Source organism: Xanthomonas sp. DAR 34887 (assembly GCF_041245805.1).
In the GTDB taxonomy this organism is placed as follows: domain Bacteria; phylum Pseudomonadota; class Gammaproteobacteria; order Xanthomonadales; family Xanthomonadaceae; genus Xanthomonas_A; species Xanthomonas_A tesorieronis.
The window spans coordinates 276,539-300,945 of the sequence record NZ_CP162490.1; the positions used below are offsets into that span (position 1 = coordinate 276,539).

Sequence of the window (24,407 nt, forward strand, 5' to 3'; positions counted from 1 at the left end):
CGCCCCATGCGGCACGGCCGAGGCCGCCCAACAGGCGCTTCGGCCAAGCCGGCTGGGTGCATTGTGGGAGGGGCTTCAGCCCCGACGCAGAAACGCTGCGAGCGCCGGCGCCGCCAAGCCGCGCGCCACGCCGCATGCGATCGACCGGCCTGCCGATACGCGCATGCGATGATGCCGGCGTACCCACCAGACTCCCGTTGTACCGATGGCTTTCGACGCGTTCGCCCTGATCCTGGCCATGTTGGCGCTCGGCAAGCTGTTCGCGCGCCTGCGCGTGTTGCCGGCCAACACCACCGACGTGCTCAACGGCGTGGTGCTGTACTTGTGCCTGCCGGCTTCGGTGCTGATCTACGTGCCGCGCCTGCAGTTGCATCTGTCCCTGCTCGGGCTGATGCTGACCCCGTGGTTGCTGGCCGGGGTCACCGTGCTGGCGGTGCTGGCGCTGCGCCGGCCGCTGCGCCTGCGTCGCGAGGAACACGCCGCGCTGCTGCTGTGCGTGGGCCTGAGCAATTCCAGCTTCATCGGCTATCCGATGGTGCGCGCGCTGCTCGGCGAGGCGGCGCTGCCGTATGCGGTGGTCTACGACCAGTTCGGCACCTTCGTGCTGCTGTCCAGCTTCGGCCTGTACGTACTGGCCCGCTACGGCGGCGAGACCCCGCCATCGCTGCGGCAGACGCTGCTGCGCATGGCCCGCTTCCCGCCGCTGTGGGCGCTGGCGTTCGCGCTGACCCTGATGCCGGCGCAGCCGCCGGCGTGGATCGCCTCGGGCCTGCAGCAGCTGGCCGACGCGATGCTGCCGCTGGTGATGCTGGCGGTGGGCTTTTCGATCCAGCTGCGGCTGCCGCGCGAGGAGCTCAAGCCGCTGGCCGCCGGCCTGCTGCTGAAGCTGCTGCTGTTGCCGGCGCTGGCGTGGCCGCTGTCGTGGGCGCTGGGTTTGCGCGGGCAGCCGTTGCAGGCCAACGTGCTCGAATCGGCGATGCCGACGATGATCACCGCGGCGGCGCTGGCGATCTCGCACCGGCTGGCGCCGCAGCTGGCGGCGGCGTTGGTCGGTTACGGCATCCTGTTGTCGCTGGTCACGCTGCCGGCGTGGGCGTGGCTGCTGGGGGCGTCGGGCTAGCGCGCCTTGTGACGAGGATTTTGGCCCCGGCCGGGCGTCCCCTTGAGCAGTCCCCGTCGCCGCAAAGCCGCCGCGGGGATGGCAACCCGTCCGGCCCGCTCAGTCCGCCGGCACCGTACGTTCGCGCGCCCACTCGCGCAGCGCCTGCACCTGCTCGGCCATCATCACCGACAGCGGCCGCGTGCCGCGGACTTCCTGCATCAGCAATTCGGTGTCCAGCGGCCGGCTCTCGGCATGCGCCGCATACAGGCCGGAAACGATGGCCTGCTCGATCTCGGCGCCGGAAAAGCCGGTCGCGGCGGCGGCCAGCGCCGGCAGCGCGAAGTCGTCCTCGCGCAATTTGCGCCGCGCCAGGTGCAGGCGCAGCAATTCCACCCGCGTGTCGGCATCGGGCAGGTCGACGAAGAAGATCTCGTCGAAGCGGCCCTTGCGCAGCAGTTCGGCCGGCAGCTCGTGCACCTGGTTGGCGGTGGCGACGATGAACACGCCGCCGGCCCCGGCCGTGCCGCCGCGCTCGGCCATCCAGGTCAGCAGGTAGCCGAGCACGCGCCGCGACACGCCGCCGTCCTCGCCGCCGCTGGCCAGGCCTTTCTCGATCTCGTCGATCCACAGCACGCAGGGCGCCAGCTGCTCGGCGGCGGTCAGCGCCGTGCGCAGGTTCTTCTCGGTCTCGCCGTGGTACTTGTCGTACAGCGAGCCGAAGTCCAGGCGCAGCAGCGGCACGCCGAAGCCGGCGGCGGTGGCCTTGGCCAGCATCGACTTGCCGCAGCCCTGCACGCCCAGCAGCAGCACGCCCTTGGGCGGGTCCAGCCCGGGCGGGGCGGCCCCGGCGAACACCGCGCGGCGTTGCTCGATCCAGCGCTTGAGCCGGCGCGCGCCGGCCACGTCGGCTAAGCGGGTGGCGTCGTATTCGTAGTGCAGGTGGCCGCTGCGGTTGAGCAGCTCGAACTTGAGCTTGGCCAGCTGCGGCAGGTCGGCGGCGTTGAGCGCGCCGTCGGCGTAGATCAGCTGGCGGGCGATGCGGCGCGCGTCGATCAGGCTCAACCCCTGCAGGTTGCGCACCACCTGCTTGACCGCCTCGCCATCCACCTCGACCCGGCGCCCGCCGAACTCGCGGGCGTAGCCGGCGGCCTCTTCCTGCACCATCTTCAGCAGTGCGTTGGCGTCGGGCAGGCGCGGGTTGAAGCGCGTGGCCAGCGCTTCCAGCTCGGGCGGCAGCTCGATCCTGGCGCCGATCAGCACCAGCACGTGCGGCTGGCAGTGGCGGCGCTCGACGATGTCGCGCAGCAGGCGCTGGTGGCTGGCGTAGCCCAGGTACGGCACCACGTCCAGCAACAGGTAGATGCCGCGCTGGTCGGCCTGCTTGATCGCCTGCAGCACCGCGCTGGCGTCGGGCGGGCCGCTCGGTTCGTCCTCCCGGTCCAGATCGATGCGGCGCAGGCCCTCGGTGATCGACCAGCGGTACAGCGCGCGCCAGACCTGCATCAGCGCCTGCCGGAACAGCGCCACGATGCGCGCCTCCTCCTGGGTCTCGATGACGATCAAGGGGGTATTGGCGCGGATCAGCGCGGTCAGGTCCTGCAGCTCGCTCATGGGCGATCCGTTGCCGTGGGGCCGCCACGATAGCAACGCGCCGCCCGGCCCGCTACGCGTTGACTACCGGCCAACATGGGGCCGGTGTACGCTGCGGCCTCTTCTTCCGGAAGCGAGGCGCGCATGAAGACGATCCTGGTGGCCGGCTCCAAGGGCGGCGTGGGCAAGACCACGATCGCCACGCACCTGGCGGCGTACTACGCGCTGGCCGGCAAGCGGACGGTGCTGGCCGATGCCGATCCGCAGGGCTCCTCGACCCGCTGGGCCGAGCGCCGCGCCGGCCTGGACAGCGCGGTGCTGCCGATCGACGCCAGCCGCAAGCGCACCTGGCGCGCGGCGCTGCCGGACGACACCCAGCGGGTCATCATCGACGGCGCCGCCGGCGCCATGGCCGAGGACCTGTCGCAGTTCCTGGACGAGGCCGATGCGGTGGTGGTGCCGGTGATGCCGTCGGCGCTGGACATCGAGGCCACCGTCGGCTTCCTCAACACCCTGGCCAAGGTGCCGCGGGTGCACCAGCGCAAGCTGCCGGTGGGATTGGTCATCAACCGCAGCAAGCCGTGGACCCACGCCGCGCAGCAGGCGCTGGAGATGCTCGGCGGCTGGCCGTATCCGGTGCTGGCGCAGCTGCGCGACAGCCAGGCCTATGTGGTGCTGGTCGGCCTCGGCCGCAGCCTGTTCGACTACCGTTCCGCTCAGGTGCGCGATCACCAGCAGGACTGGGAACCCTTGCTCAAGTGGCTCAAGAAGGCCTGACCGATGACCATCGTCCTGCGTGAAGTGATCCTGCTGCGTCATGCCCATGCCGAACCGGCCGATACCGGCCAGGCCGATTTCGACCGCCCGCTGTCGCCGCACGGCCTGGCCGAGGCCGAGGCCGCCGGGCGCTGGCTGCTGGAACAGCGGCTGGTGCCCGACCGCGTGCTGTGCTCGCCGGCGCGGCGTGCGCGCGAGACCCTGGAAGCGGTGCTGGAATTGACCGGCTATGTCGAGCAGCGCCTGGAACCGCGGATCTACGAAGCCACTTCCGGCACCCTGGCCGCGCTGATGGACGAGCATCGCGACGTCGAGCGCCTGCTGCTGGTCGGCCACAACCCGGGCCTGGAGCAGCTGGCGGCGCTGATGCACAGCGGCCAGACCGGCGACTACCGCGGCATGCCCACCGCCAGCGTGGTGGTGCTGACGGTGCCGCAGGACGCGGCGATCGAGCCCGGGGTCGCCCGGCTGACCGGGTTCTGGTGGCCCTGAACGCACTGCGCCGGCGGCTAAGTCCGGCGCTGTACGCCGGGCTGCTGTCGCTGTGCCTGCTGCCTGGCCACGCCGTGGCCCAGGCCCCGCCGCTGGCGCAGGGCGAGCATGTGCTCGACCCGGCCCAGTCGCGCTTCGGCTTCGAGATCCGCACCCGCTTCGGGCAGCGCATCGAGGGCTTCTTCCCGCGCTTCGAGGGGATCGTGGAAGTCCGCCCGGACGGCCGCCACCAGGTGCGCCTGCGCCTGTTCACCGCCTACGTGCAGATTCCCGGCAAGCCGCGTTACACCGGCTGGATGCGCGGCGAGGATTTCTTCGATGCGGCCCGTTTTCCGACGGTGTCGTTCGATTCGCAGCCGTTCTCGCCGGACCTGCTGACCAGCGGCGGCTCCCTGGTCGGCACGCTGAGCATTCGCGGGGTCAGCCATACCGAGACGCTGACCATGATGCCGGCGGGATGCAGTCGTCCGGGCTATGATTGCGACGTGATCAGCCGCGGTACGGTTTTGCGTGGACGTTATGGAATGGACAAGTGGGATCTGGCCTTGAGTGATCGGGTCACCTTCGTGCTGCGTACGCGGCTGACCGGAGCGGACGCTCGGTGACAGCCTGGTCGAGGGTCCTGGTGCTGGCAGCGCTGCTGCTCGGCAGCGGTTGCGCGAGCCTGTCGCAGGCCCAGCATGGCCGCGCCGTGGCGATCGCCGAGGCGGCGCGCGACAGCCATGTCGAGTGCGCGCAGAGCGACCATTGCGCGCTGGCCTCGCCGCTGCGCGCCCTGGCCGGCAAGGCCTTCGCCGAATCCGGCGACGCCGCCCCGCGCCACTACGCCACCATTCTGGACCACGGCGAGGAAGCGCTGGTGGCGCGGGTCAACCTGATCCGCAGCGCCAGCCGCAGCATCGACCTGCAGACCTACATCTTCGACAAGGACGACAGCGCGCGGCTGGTGATGGACGAACTGCTGGCCGCGGCGCGGCGCGGCGTGCAGGTGCGGGTGCTGATCGACCAGCTGTCGGCGATCTCCGACCTGCAGATCCTCGGCGCGCTGGCCGGCGCGCACCAGAATTTCTCGCTGCGCATCTACAACCCCACCTTCGGCCTGGCCAAGCCCAACTACCTGCACTACGCCGCCAGCGTGCTGTGCTGTTTCCGCCGCTTCAACCAGCGCATGCACAACAAGGTGCTGGTGGTGGACGACGCGATCGGTGTGGTCGGCGGGCGCAACTACCAGGACGACTATTACGACTGGGACAGCGAGTACAACTTCCGCGACCGCGACGTGCTGGTGGCCGGGCCGGTGGCGCGCAGCATGGCCGCCAACTTCGACGCGTATTGGGCGGCGCGGCGCAGCGTGCCGGTGGCGCGGCTCAACGATGTCGGCAAGCTGCTGCTGCGCGACGGCGTGCCGCAGATGCCGCCGGCGCAGTTCCTGCGCCCGGAGCGGGTGCAGCGGGTGAGCGAGGAGGCGGCCGATCCGGCCTTCGTCGAGGACGCCTTCGTGCTGACGGCGCTGCCGGTCAGGCACGTGGACTACGTCGCCGACCTGCCGCAGAAGCACCGCCGCGAACACGGCCCCAAGGCGATCTCCACCGCGCCCAAGCTGGACAAACTGATCGCCGACGCCAAGCAGGAGATCATCCTGCAGACGCCGTACCTGGTGCTGTCGGACCCGGCGCAGGCCATCTTCCGCGACCTGCGCAAGCGCGCGCAGCCGCCGAAGGTGATCGTGGCCACCAACAGCCTGGCCAGCACCGACAACCCGGTGGTGTATGCGCTGTCGTACAAGTACAAGCGCCGCAACCTGCGCGAGATGGGTTTCGATATCTACGAGTACAAGCCGTTCCCGCTGGACGCGCCGGTGGACTACGCCAACCTGTTGCCGTCGCCGCTGCAGGTGCCGGACGAAGCCACTGGCCGCAACCCGCTGATCGGCGGCAGCGCCGCCGGCAGCAATGCGCGCAGCGGCCGCAGCACGGTGCTCGGCAGCGGCGGTTCCCCCGGCGGCGAACGCCGCGCCGACGGCAGCCAGGTCGATCGGCGCGTGCTGCGCACCGAGACCCGGCCGTCCTACCTCAGCCGCCGCATCGCCAACCGGCCGCTGCCGGTGACCCGCGAGGGGGCGCGCATGGGCCTGCACGCCAAGTCGTTGGTGGTGGACCGCCGCGTCGGCGTGATCGGTACCCACAACTTCGATCCGCGCAGCGAGACCTACAACACCGAGGGCGCGGTGATCGTCGACGACCCGGCCTTCGCCCAGGCGCTGGCCGCCAGCATCGGCCGCGACATCGAGCCGGAGAATTCGTGGACGGTGGCGGCGCGGGTCAAGCCGCCGGTGCTGTCGGGCCTGAACTACAGCATGGGCAAGGCCTCCGAGGCGTTGCCGGTGCTGGATTTCTGGCCATGGCGCTATGCCACCAACTACGAGTTCCAGCCCGGCCCCGACTGCCCGGCGCCGCTGACCCGGCGCGATCCCGGCTTCCACCGCTGCTACAGCGCGGTCGGCGACTTCCCCGAGGTCAACGTCGGCCCGAAGTGGCTGCTGGTGCGGATGCTGACGGCGTTCGGCTCGGGGTTGGTTCCGATTCTTTGAGGGCCGGGATTGGGGATTGGGGATTCGGGATTGGCAAAAGCGGGTCCCTGCGACCGGATGCTGCGTGCAGGCGCAATAATATCCACGCCGGGGATACCGCTCTTGCGAATCCCTAATCCCCAATCCCGAATCCCGGACCCAAAATGCCCTTCCGCGACCCCGTCGATCTCGATGCCCTCAACGCCGCCGCCCGCGACACGCTGATCGCGCACCTGGGCATCGTCTTCACCGAGGCCGGGCCGGACTGGCTGCGCGCGACGATGCCGGTCGATGCGCGCACGCTGCAGCCGTACGGGCTGCTGCACGGCGGCGCCTCGGTGGTGCTGGCCGAAACCCTTGGCAGCAGCGCCGGCAATCTGTGCGTAGGACCGGACCGGATCTGCGTGGGCCTGGAGATCAACGCCAACCACCTGCGCGCGGCCCGCACCGGCGTGGTCACCGGCACCGCGCGGCCGCTGCATGTGGGCCGCGCCACCCAGGTCTGGGAGATCCGCATCGAGGACGCGGCCGGCAAGCCGGTGTGCGTGTCGCGGCTGACCCTGGCGGTGATCGCACGCGATTAGCGTGCACTCAGCCGTAACCGTCTTCATGCTGACACAATAGGGTGCTTCCCTCCGGCTTCCGGTACCCTGACCAGAATGAGCGAGTTCTCCTCACCCGCCACGCGCCAACGCGGCGAGGCGCTGCGCTGGGTCCGTTACGGTTACCGCATTCCGCTGCTGGCGCTGCACGTGGTGCTGTCGTTGCCGTTCCTGCTGGCATGCATGGCGCTGTCGCCCGGCCGCGCCGGCGTCGAATCGTTCGGCGACCGCGTGGTGTGCTGGTGGTCGACCTGGCTGCTGCGCATCTTCGGCCTGCGCGTGCGCCGGATCGGTACGCCGCTGCCCAATCCGGTGCTGTTCGTGGCCAACCACGTCAGCTGGATCGACATCGTGATGCTGCACAGCCAGCGCATGATGGGCTTCGTCGCCAAGCGCGAGATCGCCGGCTGGCCGCTGGTCGGCTGGCTGGCCACGCGCGGGCAGACCATCTTCCACCAGCGCGGCAACACCGAATCGCTGGGCGGCGTGCTGCAGGCGATGCTGGAACGGCTGCGCTCGGGGCGCTCGGTCGGCGTGTTCCCGGAAGGGCGCACCCGTGGCGGCGAGGATGTCGGCCCGTTCCACGCGCGCATCTTCCAGGCCGCGGTGGAAGCCGAGGTGGCGGTGCAGCCGGTGGCGGTGCGGTACGGCGCCGGCGGCTCGGCGCAGACGGTGGTCGCGTTCGGCCCGCACGAGAGCTTCTTCGCCAATTTCCTGCGCCTGCTCGGCGAACCCGGCCGCGTGGCCGAGGTGCACTTCCTGGAGCCGATCCGCCTGCAGGACGTGGAAGGGCGCCGCGGCATCGCCGAGATCGCGCGCGCGCGCATCGTCGCGGCGATGGCGCAACGCTGAACATGGAACACTGCGGCCCAAGCGATTTGATCTATTGCTCCAATCGCCCGGCGCAAGCTCGCTGCCGATGATGAATGCCGCCGACTACCTCCCCCCGCGTTGGCTGCGCAACCCGCATCTGCAATCGGTGCTGGGTTCCAGCGTCCTGCGCGTGCGCCGCGGCGAACAGCTGCTCGCCGCCAGCGGCGCCACCACCACCTCGCACATCCTCGACGGCGGCGACGGCGTGCGCCTGCAGGGCTGGCTGAGCGTCCCGGCCGATACCGACCCGCGCGGCACCGTGCTGCTGCTGCACGGCTGGGAAGGCAGCGCCGATTCCAGCTACATGCGCCTGACCGCGGCGCAATTGCTGGCGCGCGGCTACCAGGTGTTCCGGCTCAACTTCCGCGACCACGGCGGTACCCACCACCTCAACGTGGACCTGTTCCACTCCGAGCGCCTGGACGAAGTGGTCAACGCCGCCGCCGATCTGTGGCGGCGCTTCCCGGCGCCGACGCTGCTGGCCGCCGGCTATTCGCTGGGCGGCAACTTCGCGTTGCGCCTGGCGCTGCGCGCGCCGGCCGCCGGCCTGCCGCTGCAGCACGTCGCCGCGGTGTGCCCGCTGCTGGATCCGGCCACCACCATGCAGCGGATCGAGCACGGCCCGCAGTTCTACGACTGGTATTTCCGCCGCAAGTGGCGCGAGTCGCTGCTGCGCAAGCGCGAGCTGTTCCCCGAGCGGCACGGCTACGACGACGCCACCCTGGCGCTGGACATGCGCGAGCTGATGGGCTGGCTGGCGCAGCGCCATGCCGGCTTCGCCAGCCTCGAGGAATACTTCGACAGCTATTCGATCGCCGGCGATCGCCTGCAGCAGCTGAGCGTGCCGGCCGACATCCTGATGGCCGAGGACGATCCGGTGATCCCGCTCGACGAGTTCCGCCACCTGCGCCTGCCGGCCCTGGCGCGGCTGGAAATCGCGCGCTGGGGTGGGCACTGCGGCTTCATCGAGAATGCGCGCGGCGACGGTTTCGCCGAGCGCTGGGTGGCCGAACGCCTGACCGACGGCGTGCCCGCCTGAGCCAAGGGCCCGTCGCCGGTTCCAGGGCCGGCCGCGCCTGGCATGGCCCGGCCGATCGGGTCTGACCGCCACGCGGCACCGCATGGCTCGACCTGACCGCTGCGGCGCCACGCCGCCAGCCTGCCGCACCCACCCTGCCTGTTCGCGATGTCTGGCGCAGGCCAGCGCAGGCCGGCCGGGCGCTCCCGTTACAATGCCGGTTTGCCCAGAGCCGGACCCTCATGCAAGAGCAAATTCTCGACGCCCTGCGCCGCCAGGCCAACGCCGACGCGCTGCGTATCGCCCAGGCCTGGGTGGCCGGCGCCGCCGCCGACGCGCAGGCGCACCGTTGGCTGGCGCTGGCGCAACAGCAGAACGACGACACCGCCGCCGCGCTGGTCAGCATCGACCAGGCCATCGCGCTGGCGCCGGAAGACGCCGGCCTGCACCTGCTGCGCGCCGGCATGCTGCTCAGCGCCAACGACCTGGCCCAGGCCGAGGACGCGCTGGCACGCACCGCCGCGCTGGATCCCAACCAGTTCCTGGCCTACGTGATGCGCGCCCATCTCGCACTGGGCCGCGGCGATCTGGACGAAGTGGAGCGGCTCAGCCGCACCGCCGCGCGGCTGGATCCGGAGCATCCGCAATTGCTGGGCCTGGACGGCATGCTTGCGCTGCGCCGCGGCGATGCCGATCGCGCCCTGGCGCTGCTGTCGCGGGCCAGCAATGCGCTGCCCGACGATCCGCGGTTGCTGTACGCGCTCGGTTTCGCCTACCTGGAAAAGCAGCATCTGGCGTTCGCCGAGACCGCGTTCCGCCGCGTCGCCACGCTGACCCGCGGTACCAGTGCGCTGATGGCGCTGGTCGCGCAGCTGGCACACCGCCAGGGCCGCCTCGACGACGCCATCGCGGCGCTGGACGCGGTGCTGGCCGATCCGGTCAGCGACACCGCCGGCATGCGCCGGCTGGCGGGCGAATACGCCTTGCAGGCCGGGCGCCCGGCCGATGCGCTGGAGCACCTGCGGCGCGCGCTGGGCGTGGCCCCGGCCGACCGCCGCACCCTGCATGCGGCGCTGATCGCCTGGCAGCGGCTGGGTGCGGTCGAGGATGCCCGCGCCACCCTGGAAGCGGCGCTGGCCACCACCACCGATGCGCACGACCTGTGGCTGGCGCGGCTGGCGCTGGAGCCGGTCGGCGGCGCCGAGGCGCGCGCCCTGATCGCGCGCTGGCAGGCGGCGATGCCGGGCCACGTACCGGCGCTGGAAGCGCAGCTGCGGGTGCACGACATGGCCGGCGAACGCGATCAGGGCGAGGCCGTGGCGCAGCGCATCGTCGCGTTGGAGCCGGGCCGCATCAGCGGCGAGGAGCGCCTGGTCGAGGCTCTGCTGGAGCGCGGCGAGCACGACGCGGCCATCGCCCACGTGCGCGGCCTGATGCAGCGCATGCCCGAGCACGAGCAGACCACGCTGCGGCCGTGGCTGGCGGCGGTGCAGGACCGCGCCGGTTGCGCGACCGAGGCGCTGGCGACGTGGCTGGCGTTCCAGCAGGAACAGTTGCCGCATCGCCTGCCGCTGCCGCCGCTGGGCCAGGCCCCGGCGCAGTGGCCGGCGCTGGCCGAGATCGACCCGCAACAGCACGCGCGGCCGCTGTTCGTGTGGGGCGCGCCGGGCAGCGGCGTGGAGCGGGTGATCGCGGTGATGGACGCGACCAGCCAGGTGCTGCGCAGCGACCGCTTCGGCGCGCAGCCGCCCACCGACGGCTTCCAGCGCTACCGTACCGTCCCCGAGCTCGACAGCGGCGCACTCGACGGCGCGGCGCTGATCGCCGAGTGGCGCGCGCAACTGCCTGCACGCGGCATCGACGACGGCAACATCGTCGACTGGCTGCTGTGGTGGGACAACGCGCTGCTGCGCGCGTTGCGGCCGCAGCTGCCGGAAGGGCGGCTGCTGATCGCGCTGCGCGACCCGCGCGACATGCTGCTGGACTGGCTGGCCAACGGCGCCCCGGCGCCGCTCGGCCTGGCCACGCCGGAGATCGGCGCGCAGTGGCTGGCGGCGGTGCTGACCCAGGTCGCCGACCTGCACGAGCAGGACCTGTATCCGCACCGCCTGCTGCGCCTGGACGGCATCGAGGCCGATCCAGACGGCGTGGCCGCGGCGTTGCAACAGGCCTTCGGCATCCCGTTCCCCAGCGTGTCCACGATCGGCCCGCCGCGCCTGCCGTCCGGCCATTGGCGCGCCTATGCCGCGCCGCTGGCGGCCGCGTTCGCGCTGCTCACGCCGGTGGCCGTGCGCCTTGGCTACGCTGAGAGCTGATTCCCCCACCGGAGTGTTTCGCATGCGTCTTCGCAGTGACAGCATCCAGCCCGGCCAGCCGATCGCCGCGACCTACGCGATGGGCCAGGCCGAGGGCTTCGCCGCCAACCGCAATCCGCATCTGGCCTGGGACGAGGTGCCGGCCGGCACCGCGGCGTTCGCGCTGCTGTGCATCGACCCGGACGTACCGACCGTGGCCGAGATGGTCGGCCGCGACGATGTGCAGATCCCGGTCGAACAGCCGCGCACCAATTTCGTGCATTGGGCTGCCGTTGAGATTCCGGCCGAGCTGCGCGAGATCGCCGAAGGCAGCGCCAGCGACGGCGTCGTGGCCAAGGGCAAGCGGCAACCGCCGGGCCTGCCCGGCGCGCGGCAGGGCTTGAACAGCTATACCGACTGGTTCGCCGGCGATGCGCAGATGGGCGGCGACTACTACGGCTACGACGGCCCGTACCCGCCGGCCAACGACCTGCGCGTGCATCGCTACTTTTTCCGGCTGTTCGCGCTGGACGTGGCCACGCTGGACCTGCCGGCACGCTTCACCGCCGCCGACGCGCTGCGCGCGATGCAGGGCCATGTGCTGGGCGAGGCCAGCCTGTATGGCACGTACAGCCTGAATCCCAAGCTCGCTTGAGCCCCTCTCCCCTCGGAAGAGGGGTTGGGGTGAGGGTCCGGCGCGAAAGCGTCTCGCGGAGGTTGGGTGCACGAGGCTTTGCCCGTACCCTCATCCGCCCCTGCGGGGCACCTTCCCCCGAAAAGGGGGCCATGGTCCCGACGGGAGAAGGAAAAACCGAGCCCCTCTCCCGCCGGGAGAGGGGTTGGGGTGAGGGTACGGCCGCCAGCCAACCGGCCCTAGGCCGCCGGCAACCACAGCAGCAGCGCCGCACCCAGCACGATGCGATACACCGCGAACGCCGTGAAGCGATGCGACTTGATGTAGCCCAGCAGCCACTTCACCACGATGAAGCCGGTCACCACCGCCGCGGCGAAGGCGATGGCCACGTCGCCCCAGTCCTCGCTGCCCACCGCGCCGTTCTTGTACAGCTCCAGGAACGAATAGCCGCTGGCCGCGAACATGGTCGGGATGCCGACCAGGAACGCGAAATCGGCCGCGGCCGAGCGCTTGCTCAGGCCCAGCAGCATCGCCAGGAAGATCGTCGCGGCCGAGCGCGAGGTGCCCGGGAACACGCCGGCCACCACCTGCGCCAGGCCCACCGCGATGGCCACCTTCCAGGTCACCAGCTCGCGCTCGGGCATGCGCGCGGCGAAATGCTCGGCCACCAGCATCCACACGCCGCCGATCACCAGCGCCCAGGCCACCGGCTGTACCGTTTCCGGCAGCTGCCAGCCGGCCTTGCGCACCGCCAGACCGACCACCGCGGTGACCAGGAACGCGGTGCCCAGTTTGAGCACGTAGTCGCGGTTGGCGCGATCGCCCAGCCCGGTGGCCAGCGTCCACAGCTTCTGCCGGAACACCAGGGTGGTGGCCAGGATCGCGCCGGCCTGGATCACGATGTTGAAGAAGTCCGAGCGGCGGCCGAGCCATTGCTCGGCGATCAGCAGGTGGCCGGTGCTGGAGACCGGCAGGAATTCGGTCAGGCCTTCGAGGATGCCCAGCAGCAGGGCGGAGAACAGGTCGCTCATGGGGGAGGGTTCGGCTTGTGGGGGAGGAAAGCCGGGCAAGGATAAAACATTGCTTGAAGCACCATTTTGGTGCTCAGAATTGCCAGCGACCTATTTTGGTGCGTCGATTTCACCCCGTTGGCGTGCTCGCTTCACCAAAATCAAGGACTTGTGAACCGGTCACAGTTGGCACGGCGATTGCTCTTACTGGGCAAGCCATTCACCAACCGAGGTTTCATCGATGTCTGCGGAAAATATTGAGAAGCTGGTCAAGGACAACAAGGTCGAGTTCGTCGACCTGCGGTTCGTCGATATGCGCGGCGTGCAGCAGCACGTGACCTTCCCCGCGAGCATCATCGAGCCGGCGCTGTTCGAAGAAGGCAAGATGTTCGACGGCAGCTCGATTTCGGGTTGGAAGGGCATCAACGAGTCGGACATGGTCCTGCTGCCCGATGCCGACACCGCGTTCATCGACCCGTTCATGGCCGATCCGACCCTGGTCCTGACCTGCGACATCCTCGACCCGGCCACCATGCAGAGCTACGACCGCGACCCGCGCGGCGTGGCCAAGCGCGCCGAGGCCTACCTGAAGTCCAGCGGCATCGCCGACCAGGCGTTCTTCGGCCCGGAGCCGGAATTCTTCATCTTCGACGGCGTGCGCTTCGGCAACGAGATGGGCCACACCTTCTTCAAGATCGATTCGGAAGAAGCGGCCTGGAGCAGCGGCAGCAAGATCGAAGGCGGCAACAGCGGCTACCGTCCGGCGGTCAAGGGCGGCTACTTCCCGGTGCCGCCGACCGATTCGCTGCAGGACCTGCGCGCGGAAATGTGCAAGACCCTGGAGCAGGTCGGCATCGAGGTCGAGGTGCACCACCACGAGGTGGCCACCGCCGGCCAGTGCGAGATCGGCACCAAGTTCAACTCGCTGGTGAAGAAGGCCGACGAGCTGATGATGATGAAGTACATCATCAAGAACGTCGCCTACCGCAACGGCAAGACCGCGACCTTCATGCCCAAGCCGATCGTCGGCGACAACGGCTCGGGCATGCACGTGCACCAGTCGCTGGCCAAGGGCGGCCAGAACCTGTTCTCCGGCGACGGCTACGGCGGCCTGTCGCAGATGGCGCTGTGGTACATCGGCGGCATCTTCAAGCACGCCAAGGCGATCAACGCCTTCACCAACTCCGGCACCAACAGCTATAAGCGCCTGGTCCCGGGCTTCGAGGCGCCGGTGATGCTGGCCTACTCGGCGCGCAACCGCTCGGCCTCGTGCCGCATTCCGTGGGTGTCCAACCCGAAGGCGCGGCGCATCGAGATCCGTTTCCCGGATCCGCTGCAGTCCGGCTACCTGACCTTCGCTGCACTGATGATGGCCGGCCTGGACGGCATCAAGAACCAGATCGACCCGGGCGCGCCCAGCGACAAGGATCTGTACGACCTGCCGCCGGAAGAAGAGAAGAAGATCCCGCAGGTGTGCTCCAGCCTCGACCAGGCGCTGGAAGCGCTCGACGCCGACCGCGAGTTCCTCAAGGCCGGCGGCGTGTTCAGCGACGACTTCATCGACGGCTACATCGCGCTGAAGATGCAGGAAGTGACCAAGTTCCGCGCCGCAACGCACCCGCTGGAATACCAGCTGTACTACGCCAACTGAGTTCCACGCGCGGCGATGGCGAAGGTTACCCCTCCCTCCTTCGTCATCGCCGCCACCTACTCGGCTGGGGAGCCGTGCCGGTGGTTCGCGCCCGAACGCAGTAGCGACAGCGGTTTTTCCAGGGGATGCAGCACGAGACAAGCGCTTGCGTGCCGTGGGCCACGCTCCCTCCCACGTCGCCGTTGCCGTCGCACTCGCGTGCGCCGCGCCACGGCGTGATCCGCGGGACGCACCGCGCAGCAGAACGGCGCCATTCGCGGCGCCGATGACATGCAAACCGCCGGCCGGCGTTCGGCGGCCGGCTCCTTCCACCAACGGGGTATGCGCATGAAACTGATCACCGCCATCATCCGGCCATTCAAGCTCGACGAGGTCCGCGAGGCCTTGTCGCAGGCAGGCGTGTCCGGCATCACCGTCACCGAGGTCAAGGGCTTCGGCCGGCAGAAAGGCCACACCGAGCTGTATCGCGGTGCCGAGTACGTCGTGGACTTCCTGCCCAAGATCAAGATCGAGACCGTGGTGACCGACGAGCGCCTGGACGCCGTGGTCGAGGCGATCCAGACCGCGGCCGGGACCGGCAAGATCGGCGACGGCAAGATCTTCGTCACCGCGATCGAACAGGTCATCCGGATCCGCACCGGCGAGATCGGCGCAGATGCGCTCTAACCCCACCCTGGAGCCCCTCATGAAGACAGGTCTTTTCTCCGGGTGGAAGGCCCGGTTCTACGCGGTGTGCATGCTGATGCTGGTCAGCGCGATGGCGGTGGGCGTGCCGGGCACGGCTTTCGCCCAGGCCGAAGTGACCCCGGCGCCGACGCCGGACGTGGTCACCGAACAACTGACGCCGCCGGCGCCGCCTGCCGCCGCCGCCGCGCCTGCCGCTGCCGCGCCGGTGGTGGACAAGGGCGACGTCGCCTGGATGCTGACCTCCACGCTGCTGGTGCTGCTGATGGTGGTGCCGGGCCTGGCGCTGTTCTACGGCGGCATGGTGCGCTCCAAGAACGTGCTGTCGGTGCTGATCCAGGTCGGCGTGGTGTTCTCGCTGATCGCGGTGCTGTGGGTGCTGTACGGCTACAGCCTGGCCTTCGCCGATGGCGGCCTGTTCGTCGGCACGCTCAACAAGGCGCTGCTGCACGGCGTGGATACCACCACGCTGGCCGACACCTTCTCCAAGGGCTTCAAGCTGCCGGAATACGTGTTCGTCGCCTTCCAGCTGACCTTCGCCGGCATCACCGGCGCGCTGATCGTCGGCGCCTTCGCCGAGCGCGTGAAGTTCGCCGCGGTGCTGCTGTTCGTCGTCATCTGGTTCACCTTCGGCTACCTGCCGCTGGCGCACATGGTGTGGGCGGCGCCGGGCTTCCTGTTCACCAAGGGCGCGCTGGACTTCGCCGGCGGCACCGTGGTGCACATCAACGCCGGTATCGCCGGTCTGGTCGGCTCCTACTTCGTCGGCAAGCGCCTGGGCTTCGGCCAGACCGCGCTCAAGCCGCACAACGTGACCCTGACCTTCGTCGGCGCCTCGCTGCTGTGGGTAGGCTGGTTCGGCTTCAACGCCGGTTCGGCGCTGGAAGCCAACGCCACCGCGGCGCTGGCCTTCCTCAACACGCTGCTGGCCACCGCCGCCGCGGTGCTGGCCTGGTCGCTGGTCGAGAAGCTGGTCAAGGGCAAGTCCTCGGCGCTGGGCGTGGCCTCGGGCATGGTCGCCGGCCTGGTCGGCATCACCCCGGCCGCCGGCACCGTCGGCCCGTTCGGCGCGATCGCCATCGGCGTGGCCGCCGGCGCGATCTGCGTGTGGGGCGTGACCGGGCTGAAGAAGCTGCTCAACGCCGACGACACCCTGGACGTGTTCGGCGTGCACGGCGTCGGCGGCATCGTCGGCGCGATCCTGACCGGCGTGTTCACCGACAAGGGGCTGGGCGGTCAAGGCTATGCCGAAGGCGTGACCATGGGCCACCAGGTCCTGGTGCAGGCCACCGGCGTCGGCGTGACCGTGGTCTGGATCGGCGTGGTGTCGGTGGTCGGCTTCCTGGTCGCCAAGCTGGTGTTCGGCCTGCGGGTGTCGGAAGAAGCCGAGCGCGAAGGTCTGGACATCACCTCGCACGGCGAAGCCGCGTACGAGTCCTGAGCAAGGGCGGCCCGCGACCTCGCGTCGCGGGCCGCTGCGGCATCCCGCCTGCGGCCGGCATGCCCGGTCCTGGCGGTCAGTGGCCATCGCCGGCGCTCCATGGGGCGGAACGACGGCAGTTTTCTTAGCGATCTGAGGTATTTCCGCGTGGCCGCTAGGCTCGCCCGATCCCCAATTCTTTTCTTCTCCGTTGCCGGCGGCGTCTCGCGCTCGGCGGCGGCGATGGCCGCGACCGGCCGCGCCTCGGCGCCGGCCCGCGCTGCCGGCCGGTTCCGGCAGATCGCCCGCCCGGCCAGGCGTTCAGCGCCTCCCGGCGGTCTTTGCACTACATTGGTGCAATGTCGATGACCTCGCCTCCGCCTCCGCTCGACGCGCTCGGCACTCCGGTGGTCTGGGCCGATGCCGATGGCCGCCTGCTCGGCGCCAATCCGGCCTTCGCGCGCTGGCTGGGCGTGAGCGCGCGGCGCCTGCTCGACCAGCCGCTGGCCTCGCTGGAAGTGCAGGGCGACGCGCTGGCGCGGTTCCTGCTCAACGACGAGCGCGACGTGCTGCGCCTGCACCGCATGGCGCTGGCCATTCCCGGCGAGACCCCGCGCTTCGCCGAGGGCTGGCTGTCGCGGATGGACAACGGCGGCTGGCTGCTGGAAGCGCATCCGGTCGACGAATTCCCCACCCCGGATCCGGCGCAGGCCTTGCCCAACGCGCTGGGCGCGGCGCTGAAGGGGCTGGCCCACGAACTGCGCAATCCGCTGGCCGGGCTCAAGGGCGCCGCGCAGCTGCTGGCGCGGCGCGCGCAGCACCGCGACGAGGACGAGCGCGAGCTGATCGAGCTGATCGGCGCGGAGATCGAGCGCCTCAACAGCCTGCTCGACCAGCTGCTGTCGCCGGCACCGGCGCGGCCGCACGCCATGCTCAACATCCACGCGGTGCTGGAACGGGTGCTGCGCCTGGCCGAGAACGAGGGCGGCTGGTCGGTGCGCCTGCAGCGCGACTACGACCCCAGCATTCCCGAGTTCCTCGGCGATGCCGACCGCCTGACCCAGGCGGTGTGGAACTTGGTCCGCAACGCGATCCAGGCCGGCGCCGCGCAGGTGACCCTGCGCACCCGCGTCGAGCACGCCCAGCGCATCCGCGACCGCGTGCATGCGCGCGGCGTGCGCCTGGAGATCGTCGATGACGGCCGCGGCGTGCCGGAGGAACTGGCCGAACACCTGTTCCTGCCGCTGGTCAGCGGCCGCGCCGAGGGCAGCGGCCTGGGCCTGGCGCTGGCGCAGCAGGTGGCGCGCGAGCACGCCGGTTCGCTGACCTTCCGCTCCCGCCCCGGGCATACCGTTTTCACCCTGCTGCTGCCGCAGGCCGCAGCGGACCCCGAATAGGAGCTTTCCGATGACCGAATCCCTGGAAGGATCGCAACGCATCTGGGTGGTCGACGACGACCGCTCGGTCCGCTTCGTGCTGTCCACCGCCTTGCGCGATGCCGGCTACAGCGTGGACGGTTTCGACAGCGCCGCCTCGGCGCTGCAGGCGCTGGCGCAGCGGCCGCTGCCGGACCTGCTGTTCACCGACGTGCGCATGCCCGGCGACGACGGCCTGGTGCTGCTGGACAAGCTCAAGGCCGCGCATCCGCAGCTGCCGGTGATCGTGATGTCCGCCTACACCGACGTGGCCAGCACCGCCGGCGCGTTCCGCGGCGGCGCGCACGAATTCCTGTCCAAGCCGTTTGACCTGGATGACGCGGTGGCGCTGGCCGCGCGCGCGCTGCCGGAGGCTGGCGGCGTCGCCGAGGCCGCGCTGCCGGTGCCCAGCCAGGGCAGCGCCGAGCTGATCGGCGACACCCCGGCGATGCGCGCGCTGTTCCGCGCCATCGGCCGCCTGGCGCAGGCGCCGCTGTCGGTGCTGATCAATGGCGAAACCGGCACCGGCAAGGAACTGGTCGCGCACGCGCTGCACACCGAGTCGCCGCGCGCGCGCAAGCCGTTCGTCGCGCTCAACACCGCCGCGATTCCGGCCGAATTGCTGGAGAGCGAACTGTTCGGCCACGAGGCCGGCGCCTTCACCGGCGCGCAGCGGCGCCACATCGGCCGCTTCGAACAGGCCGACGGCGGCACCTTGTTCCTGGACGAGATCGGCGACATGCCGCTGCCGTTGCAGACCCGGCTGCTGCGCGTGCTGGCCGAGAACGAATTCTTCCGCGTCGGCGGCCGCGAACTGATCCGGGTCGACGTGCGGGTGATCGCCGCCACCCACCAGGACCTGGAGGCGCTGGTCGAACAGGGCCGCTTCCGCGCCGACCTGCTGCATCGGCTCGACGTGGTGCGGCTGCAGCTGCCGCCGCTGCGCGAACGCCGCGCCGACGTGCCGCAACTGGCCGAGAACTTCCTGGCGATGGCCGCGCGCAAGCTCGACACGCCCCCCAAGCGGCTGTCGCCGGCGGCGCTGGACGCGCTGCGCGGCTACGCCTGGCCGGGCAATGTGCGCGAACTGGAGAACGTGTGCTGGCGGCTGGCGGCGCTGGCGCCGGCCGAGGTCATCGACGCGCACGACGTGGACGGCGCGCTGCTGCGCGGCAGCCGCCGCGAGCGCAGCGGCGAGGGCGGCGAATGGGACGCGCAGCTGTCGGCCTGGGCGCAGCAGCGTCTGACCGATGGCGCAGAGGGCCTGCACGCCGAAGCGCGCGATCGTTTCGACAAGGCGCTGCTGGAAGTGGCGCTGCGCTTCACCCAGGGCCGCCGCGCCGAAGCCGCCGCGCGCCTGGGCGTGGGCCGCAACACGGTCACCCGCAAGCTGGGCCCGGGGCGGCGCCGCCGCTGACGCGGCTCGGGACCCGGCACCCGGAACCGGGGACCCGCAAAAGCGCGCTGTCGTCTGATCGCTCCGCAGACCTCGTAAGCAACAGCTGCGACGCTGTGCCGATTCCCGATTCCCGATTCCCGATTCCCGAACCGGCGCGCAGCGCCGGTTAGACTTGTGCGGCCGGTGCCGCCTTCATGAGCTGTGAACGGCCCTCCCTCTAGTTTTCGCTGCACAAGGAGCCAATGCCGATGCGTTACAGCTTGCATGCCGTCGTGGGAAGCGCGTTGCTGATACTGGCCGGCTGCAGCAGTGCGCCGCCGAAAGCGCCGCCGCCGCCACCGCCGAACGCCCTGCCGATGCCGACCAGCGGCACCGCGCAGCAGGCGCAGGCCGTGCTCGCCCCGGCTTCCGGCAGCCTGGTCAGCGGCAAGCTGTCGCTGGTGGCCGCGCCCGGCGGCGTGCGCATCACCGGCACCCTCGGCGGCCTGCAGCCCAATCGCCCGTTTGCATTCCACGTGCATGAGCGCGGCGATTGCAGCGCGGCCGACGCCAGCAGCGCCGGCGGCCACTTCAATCCGCTCGGCGGCCCGCACGGCCGTGCCGGCAGCGGTCCGCACCACGCCGGCGACATGGACAACCTCAACGCGAATGCCGACGGCGTCGCCCAGGTCGACGTGCTGCTGCATGGCGTGGTGCTCGGCGGCGGCGCGGCCAACGACATCGCCGGGCGCGCACTGGTCGCGCATGCCGATGCCGACGACTACCGCAGCCAGCCGGCCGGCAATGCCGGCGCGCGCGTGGCCTGCGGCGTGATCCGCGTGTTGCGCTGATCGATCATCCGCCCGGAGCGCGCTCCGCGGCGAACGTCCGCATTCCGCGGCCCCTCAAGGAGAACCACCATGCGTACGCTTCCCACCGTCCTGTTCCTGGCCACCACGCTCGCGCTCGGCGCCTGCAAGCGCGAGGAGCCTGCCGCTGCCGACGCTCCCGCTGCGGCCGCGACGCCCGCCACTCCGGCGCCCGCCGCAGAACCCGCGCCCGCCGCCACGCCCGCGCAGGCCGCCGCCAGCGCCGCGCTGAGCCCGACCCAGGGCAACCAGGTCGCCGGCGAGGTCAAGTTCGACACGGTCGATGGCGTCGTGCACGTCACCGGCACCATCACCGGGCTCAAGCCCAACAGCGAGCACGGCTTCCACATCCACGAGTTCGGCGATTGCAGCGCGCCCGACGGCAGCAGCGCCGGCGGCCACTTCAACCCGGCCAAGTCCGAGCACGGCCAGGTGAGCGCCGACCCGCACCATGGCGGCGACATGCCGAACCTGAAGGCCGACGCCGACGGCAAGGCCACGATCGACGCGGCGGTGTCCAACAACGTCAACATCGGCAAGGGCGACGGCTTCGACATCCTCAACCACGCGGTGATCGTCCACGCCGACCCCGACGACTACAAGACCCAGCCCACCGGCAATGCCGGCGGCCGCCTGGCCTGCGGCGTGATCAAGGGCAACGCGAGCGCGGCGGCCCCGGCCGGCGCAGCGGCGGCGCCTTCCGCGCAGTAAGCGGCAGGTCCGCACAGTAAACGCAACGCCGGTGGCTTCGGACCATCGGCTGCGACGGTCTCCGAAGTCGGCAAATCCGCCGACTTCGGAGCGCCGGTCGGTCGAAACCACTTCTGCAGCGCTGGGGCACGCCGTCTGGTCCGCCCGTCTGGGAGCTGCGCGCGCTCGTGTAGGAGCGGCTGCAGCCGCGACAAACGAAGCGGCACTGCTCCTGGACCTGCATGCAGTCGGGACTGAAGTCCCTCCCACAAATGCGCGGTTCGCGGCAGGTCGCTCGGTGTGGGAGCGACTTCCGGGCACCTCTAATAACCCTAAAAAGCATGTCGATGCACTTGCGAGACGCCGACACGCCCAGCCCGCAGGTTCCGGGATCAATACGTTCGAGATGCGATGGGCAAAGGCGCATTGGCGGTAGACGGTGGCGTTGCGGCCGCGTTTTTTATGGACGCCTTGGCATCACGGCCGCTTCGTCCTCCTGTCGCGGCTGAAGCCGCTCCTACAAGAGCACGGCGCGCATGTGTAGGAGCGGCTTCAGCCGCGACAGAAAAAAGGAACACGCCATCGCCACACGCAGCGTGCAGCTTCGGGAATGGAGTTATTAGAGGTGCCCTGAAGTCGCGGCGAGCGACGCTCTAAACCGTGCGGTATCGCGCGCCATCGGCACCGAAGTCCCACCACACCGCGCCCAGCCATCCTGACGCAAACCCCTGTAGGAGCGGCTTCAGCCGCGACGAACGAACCGAGCAGCCCGAGAGCGCCGGGCAGGATCCGCGCCGAATTCCGAATCGCCGCACATTTCAGTGGGATTTCCGCAAGCTCGCCTGCGAGCCGCCGCCCCCACGCCGCTCTCGATCAAATGCGATTCACGCCGCCAGCAACGCCTGCTTCGCGTCCTCGCCGGCCTCGCAATGCACGTACAGCACCGGCATGCCGTGCGCTTCCAGCACCGCGGCCAGTTGCCGCTGCCGGGCCAGGTAGTGTTCGTAGACCCGCTGCAGACGCTCGCAGTCCTGGCGGTCGTGGGCGTAGTGCGCGCACCAGCTGGCCGGGTCGAACAAGGCCATGCGCACTTCGCCGCCGCGGTAGCGCAGCAGCGGTTCGGGCGGACTGGCCAGCCATTCCTCCTGGTCCGGCGCCAGCAACGCGGTCTCGATCAGCGGCCACAGCGGCGCCAGGCCCTGGTTGTCGTACTGCATCGACATCATCGCGGCCAGGTCGTTGACGGTCAGGTAGCGCGCGTGTTCGATCTGCGCGCCGAACGCCTGCTGCGCCAGCAGCGCGGTGTCCGGCTGCGCCATGCCCTGCGCCAGCAACACGTCCTCCAGCGCCTCGGCCACCGGTTGCAGCGTTTCGGCCGGACCGCTGAGCAGGAACGGCACCACCCGCAGCGCGCCGCCGAGCAGCGCGGTGTCGGCCTGGAACGGCAGCGGTACCGCGCCATCGGCGTCGGCGCCGAACGCCAACAGGCGCGGGCCGGCGTCGCGGCCGGGCGCGCGCGCGCGCAGCTCGTCCAGGCGCCGGTGCATCGGCCAGCCCGGACGCAGCACCTCGGCCGGGTCGAAATGCGCGCCGGCCAGGCTCAATTCCAGGTCGCGCACCGCCGGCACCAGTTGCGCCAGGTCGCGGCCGACCTTCTCGGCCAGTTCCGCGGCCAGGGCGTGCGGCAGCGCCGCGTGGGCGGGGGCGAGCCCGGCGGACAGTTCCAGGGCGATCACGCCGCGGGCATTCATGCTGGCTATGGCTTGGTTCATGGCTTGGCGGTTGGCCCGTCACGGGCGCAAAGCTACACTCGCTTCATTATGCCTGCGCTAACGTGCAGGCCATGTCCCCGACCCCTCGCGCGAGGTAATCCCATGCCAGTAGCCCGTCCCGTCGCCATTCTCGGCGGCGTCCGTATTCCGTTTTGCCGGCAGAACACGGCGTATGCGGATGTCGGGAACCTCGGCATGTCGGTGCGCACGCTGGGCGCGCTGGTCGAGCGCTACGGCCTGCACGGGCAGCAACTGGGCGAGGTGGCGATGGGGGCGGTGATCAAGCACTCCAGCGACTGGAATCTGGGCCGCGAGGCGGCGCTGTCGTCCGGCCTGTCGCCGCTGACGCCGGGCATCACCCTGCAGCGCGCCTGCGGCACCAGCCTGGACAGCATCATCACCGTGGCCAACAAGATCGCGCTGGGGCAGATCGAGTCGGGCATCGGCGGCGGTTCGGACACCACCTCGGAAGTGCCGATCGTCTATGGCAAGAAGCTGCGCGCGCGGCTGCTGGCCGCCAACCGCGCCAAGACCACCGGCGACAAGATCCGCGCGCTGACCCGCAGCTTCAAGTTCGCCGAACTCAAGCCGGAGTTCCCCGGCGTGGCCGAGCCGCGCACCGGCAAGAGCATGGGCGACCACTGCGAGGACATGGCCAAACAGTGGAACATCGCGCGCGACTCGCAGGATGCCTGGGCGGTGTCCTCGCACCACAAGCTGGCCGCTGCCTACGAGCGCGGCTTCTTCGCCGACCTGATCGCACCGTTCCGCGGCGTGGAGCGCGACAACATCCTGCGCCCCGACACCTCGCTGGAAAAGCTCGCCACGCTGAAGCCGGCGTTCGACAAGACCAGCGGCCGCGGCACGCTGACCGCGGCCAACTCCACCCCGCTGACCGACGGCGCCGCCGCGGTGCTGCTGGCCTCGGAGGAATGGGCGCAGGCGCACGGCCATGCGCCGATGGCGTATCTGCGCGATGCGCAGGTCGCGGCGGTGGACTTCGTGCACGGCGAAGGCCTGCTGATGGCGCCGACCATCGCCGTGCCGGAGATGCTCAAGCGGCATAATCTGAGCCTGCAGGACTTCGATATCTACGAGATCCACGAGGCCTTCGCCGCGCAGGTGCTGTGCACGCTGCGCGCGTGGGAGAGCGAGGACTACTGCCGCACCCGGCTGGGCCTGGACGCGCCGCTGGGGCAGATCGATCCGGCCAAGATCAATCCGCTGGGGTCCTCGCTGGCCACCGGTCACCCGTTCGCGGCGACCGGCGCGCGCATCGTCGCCACGGTGGCCAAGCAGTTGGTCGAGCGCGGCGGCGGGCGGGCGCTGATCTCGATCTGCACCGCCGGCGGCATGGGCGTGGTGGCGATCGTCGAGCGCTGAGCCGCGGCGCGCGGTCCGCGAAAGCGGGCAGGTCGACAGCTGGGCCACGAAGGCGGGCCACGAGCGCCGCATCGCCGAATCCGCTGTTCCCGCCATCGCCCGCCAGCAACGCTTGCCGCTGCGCTACCATGCGCGCCGATCCGCCTGCACGCCGCAGGCCGAACGGCGCGCAGGGGGCGCATGC

General features: G+C 70.4%; 21 protein-coding genes. 18 read left to right on the plus strand and 3 right to left on the minus strand.

Annotation, left to right across the window (positions count from 1 at the left end; translation table 11 throughout):
- The first annotated feature begins 205 nt into the window (after positions 1 to 205).
- Positions 206 to 1,120: an AEC family transporter gene (locus tag AB3X08_RS01215; protein ID WP_369935675.1), complete on the plus strand. Its 915-nt coding sequence runs from the start codon at positions 206 to 208 to the stop codon at positions 1,118 to 1,120.
- Between the two features lie 99 nt (positions 1,121 to 1,219).
- On the opposite strand, the gene AB3X08_RS01220 is transcribed toward AB3X08_RS01215, so the two are convergent.
- Positions 1,220 to 2,713 carry an AAA family ATPase gene (locus AB3X08_RS01220; protein WP_369935677.1) on the minus strand — a complete coding sequence of 498 codons (1,494 nt, stop codon included), beginning with the start codon at positions 2,711 to 2,713 and terminating at the stop codon, positions 1,220 to 1,222.
- Positions 2,714 to 2,836: 123 nt separating this feature from the next.
- On the opposite strand from AB3X08_RS01220, the gene AB3X08_RS01225 reads away from it, so the two are divergent.
- From AB3X08_RS01225 to AB3X08_RS01265, 9 genes are all read left to right on the plus strand, one after another.
- On the plus strand, positions 2,837 to 3,469 hold the full coding sequence (locus tag AB3X08_RS01225; RefSeq protein ID WP_369935679.1) for an AAA family ATPase: 633 nt from the start codon (positions 2,837 to 2,839) through the stop codon (positions 3,467 to 3,469).
- Between the two features lie 15 nt (positions 3,470 to 3,484).
- Entirely contained in the window at positions 3,485 to 3,961 is a 477-nt protein-coding gene (locus AB3X08_RS01230) for a SixA phosphatase family protein (RefSeq protein ID WP_369938372.1), read from the plus strand.
- Entirely contained in the window at positions 3,952 to 4,566 is a 615-nt protein-coding gene (locus AB3X08_RS01235) for a YceI family protein (protein ID WP_369935681.1), read from the plus strand. Before AB3X08_RS01230 ends, AB3X08_RS01235 begins: the two co-directional genes overlap by 10 nt.
- A gap of 20 nt (positions 4,567 to 4,586) precedes the next feature.
- A complete protein-coding gene (locus AB3X08_RS01240) occupies positions 4,587 to 6,551 on the plus strand; it encodes a phospholipase D family protein (RefSeq protein WP_369935683.1) in 1,965 nt (654 codons plus the stop codon).
- 143 nt (positions 6,552 to 6,694) lie between these two features.
- On the plus strand, positions 6,695 to 7,114 hold the full coding sequence (locus AB3X08_RS01245; protein ID WP_369935685.1) for a hotdog fold thioesterase: 420 nt from the start codon (positions 6,695 to 6,697) through the stop codon (positions 7,112 to 7,114).
- Between the two features lie 75 nt (positions 7,115 to 7,189).
- The gene (locus tag AB3X08_RS01250) at positions 7,190 to 7,984 is read left to right on the plus strand and encodes a lysophospholipid acyltransferase family protein (RefSeq protein WP_369935687.1); all 795 of its coding nucleotides are present in this window, start codon (positions 7,190 to 7,192) and stop codon (positions 7,982 to 7,984) included.
- A gap of 70 nt (positions 7,985 to 8,054) precedes the next feature.
- Entirely contained in the window at positions 8,055 to 9,044 is a 990-nt protein-coding gene (locus AB3X08_RS01255; protein ID WP_369938374.1) for a YheT family hydrolase, read from the plus strand.
- A gap of 221 nt (positions 9,045 to 9,265) precedes the next feature.
- The gene (locus AB3X08_RS01260) at positions 9,266 to 11,338 is read left to right on the plus strand and encodes a tetratricopeptide repeat protein (protein WP_369935689.1); all 2,073 of its coding nucleotides are present in this window, start codon (positions 9,266 to 9,268) and stop codon (positions 11,336 to 11,338) included.
- Between the two features lie 22 nt (positions 11,339 to 11,360).
- Positions 11,361 to 11,972 carry a YbhB/YbcL family Raf kinase inhibitor-like protein gene (locus AB3X08_RS01265; protein WP_369935691.1) on the plus strand — a complete coding sequence of 204 codons (612 nt, stop codon included), beginning with the start codon at positions 11,361 to 11,363 and terminating at the stop codon, positions 11,970 to 11,972.
- Positions 11,973 to 12,190: 218 nt separating this feature from the next.
- Here AB3X08_RS01265 and AB3X08_RS01270 read toward each other — a convergent pair whose 3' ends face one another.
- On the minus strand, positions 12,191 to 12,982 hold the full coding sequence (locus AB3X08_RS01270; RefSeq protein ID WP_369935693.1) for an undecaprenyl-diphosphate phosphatase: 792 nt from the start codon (positions 12,980 to 12,982) through the stop codon (positions 12,191 to 12,193).
- Positions 12,983 to 13,202: 220 nt separating this feature from the next.
- Here AB3X08_RS01270 and glnA point away from each other — a divergent pair, with 220 nt between their 5' ends.
- The 7 genes from glnA to AB3X08_RS01305 all read left to right on the plus strand — a co-directional run bounded on the left by glnA (position 13,203) and on the right by AB3X08_RS01305 (position 21,089).
- Entirely contained in the window at positions 13,203 to 14,612 is a 1,410-nt protein-coding gene (gene glnA, locus AB3X08_RS01275) for a type I glutamate--ammonia ligase (protein ID WP_369935695.1), read from the plus strand.
- A 327-nt stretch (positions 14,613 to 14,939) separates the two neighbouring features.
- The gene (locus tag AB3X08_RS01280; RefSeq protein WP_003470522.1) at positions 14,940 to 15,278 is read left to right on the plus strand and encodes a P-II family nitrogen regulator; all 339 of its coding nucleotides are present in this window, start codon (positions 14,940 to 14,942) and stop codon (positions 15,276 to 15,278) included.
- Between the two features lie 19 nt (positions 15,279 to 15,297).
- Positions 15,298 to 16,737 (plus strand): ammonium transporter, encoded by a 1,440-nt coding sequence (gene amt, locus AB3X08_RS01285; RefSeq protein WP_369935697.1) that lies wholly within the window; start codon positions 15,298 to 15,300, stop codon positions 16,735 to 16,737.
- A gap of 338 nt (positions 16,738 to 17,075) precedes the next feature.
- A complete protein-coding gene (locus AB3X08_RS01290; RefSeq protein WP_369935699.1) occupies positions 17,076 to 18,113 on the plus strand; it encodes a two-component system sensor histidine kinase NtrB in 1,038 nt (345 codons plus the stop codon).
- A gap of 10 nt (positions 18,114 to 18,123) precedes the next feature.
- A complete protein-coding gene (ntrC, locus tag AB3X08_RS01295) occupies positions 18,124 to 19,548 on the plus strand; it encodes a nitrogen regulation protein NR(I) (protein WP_369935700.1) in 1,425 nt (474 codons plus the stop codon).
- A gap of 230 nt (positions 19,549 to 19,778) precedes the next feature.
- Complete coding sequence (locus tag AB3X08_RS01300) at positions 19,779 to 20,360, plus strand: superoxide dismutase family protein (RefSeq protein ID WP_369935702.1); 582 nt, start codon at positions 19,779 to 19,781, stop codon at positions 20,358 to 20,360.
- A 69-nt stretch (positions 20,361 to 20,429) separates the two neighbouring features.
- Positions 20,430 to 21,089, plus strand: coding sequence for a superoxide dismutase family protein (locus AB3X08_RS01305; RefSeq protein ID WP_369935703.1), 660 nt, complete (start codon positions 20,430 to 20,432; stop codon positions 21,087 to 21,089).
- Positions 21,090 to 21,952: 863 nt separating this feature from the next.
- On the opposite strand, the gene AB3X08_RS01310 is transcribed toward AB3X08_RS01305, so the two are convergent.
- Positions 21,953 to 22,840 (minus strand): hypothetical protein, encoded by an 888-nt coding sequence (locus AB3X08_RS01310; RefSeq protein WP_369935705.1) that lies wholly within the window; start codon positions 22,838 to 22,840, stop codon positions 21,953 to 21,955.
- Between the two features lie 102 nt (positions 22,841 to 22,942).
- Here AB3X08_RS01310 and AB3X08_RS01315 point away from each other — a divergent pair, with 102 nt between their 5' ends.
- The gene (locus tag AB3X08_RS01315; protein WP_369935707.1) at positions 22,943 to 24,223 is read left to right on the plus strand and encodes an acetyl-CoA C-acetyltransferase; all 1,281 of its coding nucleotides are present in this window, start codon (positions 22,943 to 22,945) and stop codon (positions 24,221 to 24,223) included.
- Positions 24,224 to 24,407 lie beyond the last annotated feature (184 nt).

What these genes read in the sequence shown, in the direction of transcription:
- AB3X08_RS01250 (WP_369935687.1), top strand. Translation starts at nt 7,190, where the DNA reads ATGAGCGAGTTCTCCTCACCCGCCACGCGCCAACGCGGCGAGGCGCTG.
- amt (WP_369935697.1), top strand. Translation starts at nt 15,298, where the DNA reads ATGAAGACAGGTCTTTTCTCCGGGTGGAAGGCCCGGTTCTACGCGGTG.
- AB3X08_RS01315 (WP_369935707.1), top strand. Translation starts at nt 22,943, where the DNA reads ATGCCAGTAGCCCGTCCCGTCGCCATTCTCGGCGGCGTCCGTATTCCG.
- AB3X08_RS01215 (WP_369935675.1), top strand. Translation starts at nt 206, where the DNA reads ATGGCTTTCGACGCGTTCGCCCTGATCCTGGCCATGTTGGCGCTCGGC.
- ntrC (WP_369935700.1), top strand. Translation starts at nt 18,124, where the DNA reads ATGACCGAATCCCTGGAAGGATCGCAACGCATCTGGGTGGTCGACGAC.
- AB3X08_RS01270 (WP_369935693.1), bottom strand. Translation starts at nt 12,982, where the DNA reads ATGAGCGACCTGTTCTCCGCCCTGCTGCTGGGCATCCTCGAAGGCCTG.
- AB3X08_RS01245 (WP_369935685.1), top strand. Translation starts at nt 6,695, where the DNA reads ATGCCCTTCCGCGACCCCGTCGATCTCGATGCCCTCAACGCCGCCGCC.
- AB3X08_RS01280 (WP_003470522.1), top strand. Translation starts at nt 14,940, where the DNA reads ATGAAACTGATCACCGCCATCATCCGGCCATTCAAGCTCGACGAGGTC.
- AB3X08_RS01260 (WP_369935689.1), top strand. Translation starts at nt 9,266, where the DNA reads ATGCAAGAGCAAATTCTCGACGCCCTGCGCCGCCAGGCCAACGCCGAC.
- AB3X08_RS01305 (WP_369935703.1), top strand. Translation starts at nt 20,430, where the DNA reads ATGCGTACGCTTCCCACCGTCCTGTTCCTGGCCACCACGCTCGCGCTC.
- AB3X08_RS01310 (WP_369935705.1), bottom strand. Translation starts at nt 22,840, where the DNA reads ATGAACCAAGCCATAGCCAGCATGAATGCCCGCGGCGTGATCGCCCTG.
- AB3X08_RS01255 (WP_369938374.1), top strand. Translation starts at nt 8,055, where the DNA reads ATGAATGCCGCCGACTACCTCCCCCCGCGTTGGCTGCGCAACCCGCAT.
- AB3X08_RS01300 (WP_369935702.1), top strand. Translation starts at nt 19,779, where the DNA reads ATGCGTTACAGCTTGCATGCCGTCGTGGGAAGCGCGTTGCTGATACTG.
- AB3X08_RS01225 (WP_369935679.1), top strand. Translation starts at nt 2,837, where the DNA reads ATGAAGACGATCCTGGTGGCCGGCTCCAAGGGCGGCGTGGGCAAGACC.
- AB3X08_RS01290 (WP_369935699.1), top strand. Translation starts at nt 17,076, where the DNA reads ATGTCGATGACCTCGCCTCCGCCTCCGCTCGACGCGCTCGGCACTCCG.
- AB3X08_RS01265 (WP_369935691.1), top strand. Translation starts at nt 11,361, where the DNA reads ATGCGTCTTCGCAGTGACAGCATCCAGCCCGGCCAGCCGATCGCCGCG.
- AB3X08_RS01220 (WP_369935677.1), bottom strand. Translation starts at nt 2,713, where the DNA reads ATGAGCGAGCTGCAGGACCTGACCGCGCTGATCCGCGCCAATACCCCC.
- glnA (WP_369935695.1), top strand. Translation starts at nt 13,203, where the DNA reads ATGTCTGCGGAAAATATTGAGAAGCTGGTCAAGGACAACAAGGTCGAG.